This is a genomic window from Polaromonas sp. P3_C2 (assembly GCF_056402675.1).
In genome coordinates, this window is sequence record NZ_JBFUGX010000597.1 from 1 (window position 1) to 2,535 (window position 2,535).

The 2,535-nt window shown below is 63.5% G+C and carries 4 protein-coding genes; all 4 read right to left on the reverse strand.

The window, feature by feature from the left end; all coding sequences use genetic code 11:
- Positions 1-226: 226 nt before the first annotated feature.
- Entirely contained in the window at positions 227-700 is a 474-nt protein-coding gene (locus AC1DWI_RS19510) for a DUF4864 domain-containing protein (protein WP_477671499.1), read from the reverse strand.
- Between the two features lie 84 nt (positions 701-784).
- Positions 785-1,675, reverse strand: coding sequence for a PhzF family phenazine biosynthesis protein (locus tag AC1DWI_RS19515; protein WP_477671500.1), 891 nt, complete (start codon positions 1,673-1,675; stop codon positions 785-787).
- A gap of 130 nt (positions 1,676-1,805) precedes the next feature.
- On the reverse strand, positions 1,806-2,042 hold the full coding sequence (locus AC1DWI_RS19520; protein WP_477671501.1) for a hypothetical protein: 237 nt from the start codon (positions 2,040-2,042) through the stop codon (positions 1,806-1,808).
- A 78-nt stretch (positions 2,043-2,120) separates the two neighbouring features.
- A partial coding sequence (petA, locus tag AC1DWI_RS19525; RefSeq protein ID WP_477725502.1) for a ubiquinol-cytochrome c reductase iron-sulfur subunit occupies positions 2,121-2,535 on the reverse strand: 415 nt, incomplete at its 5' end.

Genomic DNA, 2,535 nt, shown 5'->3' on the forward strand with positions numbered 1-2,535 from the left:
GTTCATGGGTTGAGTCCGGAATGCCGCAAACGCAGCAGCACCAAACACCTTAGCCGCCAGCGTGCAGGAGCGGGTAACCCTCTGTAAACCACGTATCGGTGCTCTTTGCCGCATACGCGCCCGGTTGGCGTGGCGTTTCAATGCGTGCTACGGCAATGATGTCTGTTCCCGGGCCGGCTCCCGCCTCTGGGAAAACCGTTAGCAGCAGGCGCCGCAGACTGGCGCACTACGCCATGCGGCCCTTGTTTTCGACCACCACGCACCCGGTGATGCGCCACGCTTTGTTGCTTTGCCGTTCGAGGCTGTAAACCGCCAGCCACGAAACACCGCTGGCATCGGCCATTTGCACCCGCTGGATCACCTGGTCGTTCTTGCCGTCGGGTTTCAGAAAGGCGACCGATGCAGGGCGGTACACCACCGGGTAATCGCGGCGCACCATCGCCATGAACCCCTGGGGTGTTCCGACGGCCTTCTGCACATTGGGGGCCGCAAAAGAAAACGCCTTGGCTGCGTCATCCTTTGCGAAGGCCGCCAACTGGGCCTGCACCACGGTGCGCACCGTCTTCTCGTCAGCCGCGGTAAAGGGCGCTGCACTTGCCGGCACTGCCGTGCATACCAGCAACAGCGCCGCGCTGCCGGCAGCGAGCAGGCCGGCCATGCAGTTCAGCACACGGTTCAAACGGATCAGGCGGGCAGTCATAAGGTCAATCTTTCCTGGATTCGATGGCCACTGTGGCTAAAGGTGATGAAGGTACGCAAGTGGCGCGCCAACGGATGCCTCCCCTCAAATCAGCCGGCCGTGCGCCAGCACCACGACGCCGCCGCTGACAAGCATCTCACCGGCTGCATTGGCCTCTACCGTGATGCGGCTGGGGCGCCCGGCAAAACGCCCCTGCTTGAGCGTGATGACTTCGTCCACCTTCGCCGCGCCGTGGCGCAGCAGGTAGGCGCCTGCCGGCCCGGCGGCGCTTCCGGTGGCAATGTCTTCCACCAGCCCGGCGTTGTCCCAGGTGCGACCTTCGCGCGCCGACACGTCCAGCACGTAGGCGAATTTGGCGCCCACGGTGGCCAGCAGCGCCTCAAAGTCAGGGTGCACAATTTTTGCGCGCTCCAGGCCGCCGACCACGGGCACCAGCAGATAGGGCAGGCCGGTAGACACCACCTGCAGCGGAAAACGCACATCCAGCTGCGCCGGGCCCAGCCCGAATGCCGCGAGAAATGGCAGGCTGTCAGCGTGACTGAGGGCAGCCTCGAAGCGGGCCACGCCCTGGTTCATGCTGGCGTCATAAGTGCCCGGTGTGCCTTCTTTGCGTGTGGTGTTGATGGCAACTGCCCGTGTGCCGAGCATCAGCGTCCAGCCGGCAGAAGGGTGATGCCCCGCATGCAGGTGATGCAGCAAACCTGCTGCGCCCAGCAGGGGGTGGCCGGCGAAGTCAAGCTCTTCTTCCATCGTGAAAATGCGTGCTTCGAAGCGGTTCCCGGGACCGTCAGGCGTGAGGAAAATGCTCTCGAACTGCCGCATCTCGATGGTCAGGCGCTGCATCTGGCGCGCCGGCAAGGGGCTTTCAGGCAGGAACACCGAAAGGCCGTTGCCGGCCAGCGCTTCGTGGGTGAACACGTCCACCTGGTAGTACTGCAGCCCCGACAAGGGCGGCATGGTTGTCATCGCTGTCATGTGGCAATTCTCCTGCGGGGAATTATCGCGGTGCAGGTCATTGCGGCGGCATCCCGGCGTGCGGACTGCCGTTTCTCCGTTTCTGCTCAGGCGATCCGGCGGGCTTGCGCCGCCARGGTGCCTGTGCGGTTTAAATCCCGAGCAGCTTCTTCGCGCTGCCCAGCGCTTTCATGGAGTCGTCGTGCTTGCCTTCCTTGTGAAACTTTTCGCCATCGGCGCGAAGCTCTTTCACTTTGGTCATGTCGGCGGGCGAGAGCTTGGGGTTGGTGGAGAGCTTGGCGTCAATCGCCTTCATCTCGTTGGGGCAGTTATGGGCAAACGCCAGGGACGAAGTGGCCAGGGCGACGGCGGCAATGATGAGTTTCATGTGATCTCCAACCTGCGTCAGAAAATGCTGACGCCAGATGCTAGCAAAGCCTCTGCTGTGGCACAAGCCGCAGTGACACTAGCTTGTCTGGCCGATTTGCAGCTTGGTGGCGTCGATGAATTGGTATTCCGGGATGTCCAGGTTGGTCGGCGCCGGTACGTTCTTCACCACGCGGCCGGCAAGATCAAACCGGGAGCCGTGGCAGGGGCAAAAAAATCCACCGGGCGCATGAAGCTCGGCATTCAGCGCGCTGTCGTCCAGGCGCAGGGTCGGTGAGCAGCCCAGGTGTGTGCACACCCCCACCGCCACCAGGATTTCGGGGCGCTCGGAGCGGGTCGCGTTGGCGCACGATTTCGGTTGTTCGGATCGCCTGGACTGCGGGTCCGCCAATGCCGGATTGGGCTGCTGCAGCGCGCGCACCATCTCCTCGCCGCGGCGCATCAACCAGACCGGTTTTCCGCGCCAGGCGACAGTGCGCAGCTCGCCTGTCGCC

What these genes read in the sequence shown, in the direction of transcription:
- AC1DWI_RS19510 (WP_477671499.1), bottom strand. Translation starts at nt 700, where the DNA reads ATGACTGCCCGCCTGATCCGTTTGAACCGTGTGCTGAACTGCATGGCC.
- AC1DWI_RS19515 (WP_477671500.1), bottom strand. Translation starts at nt 1,675, where the DNA reads ATGACAGCGATGACAACCATGCCGCCCTTGTCGGGGCTGCAGTACTAC.
- AC1DWI_RS19520 (WP_477671501.1), bottom strand. Translation starts at nt 2,042, where the DNA reads ATGAAACTCATCATTGCCGCCGTCGCCCTGGCCACTTCGTCCCTGGCG.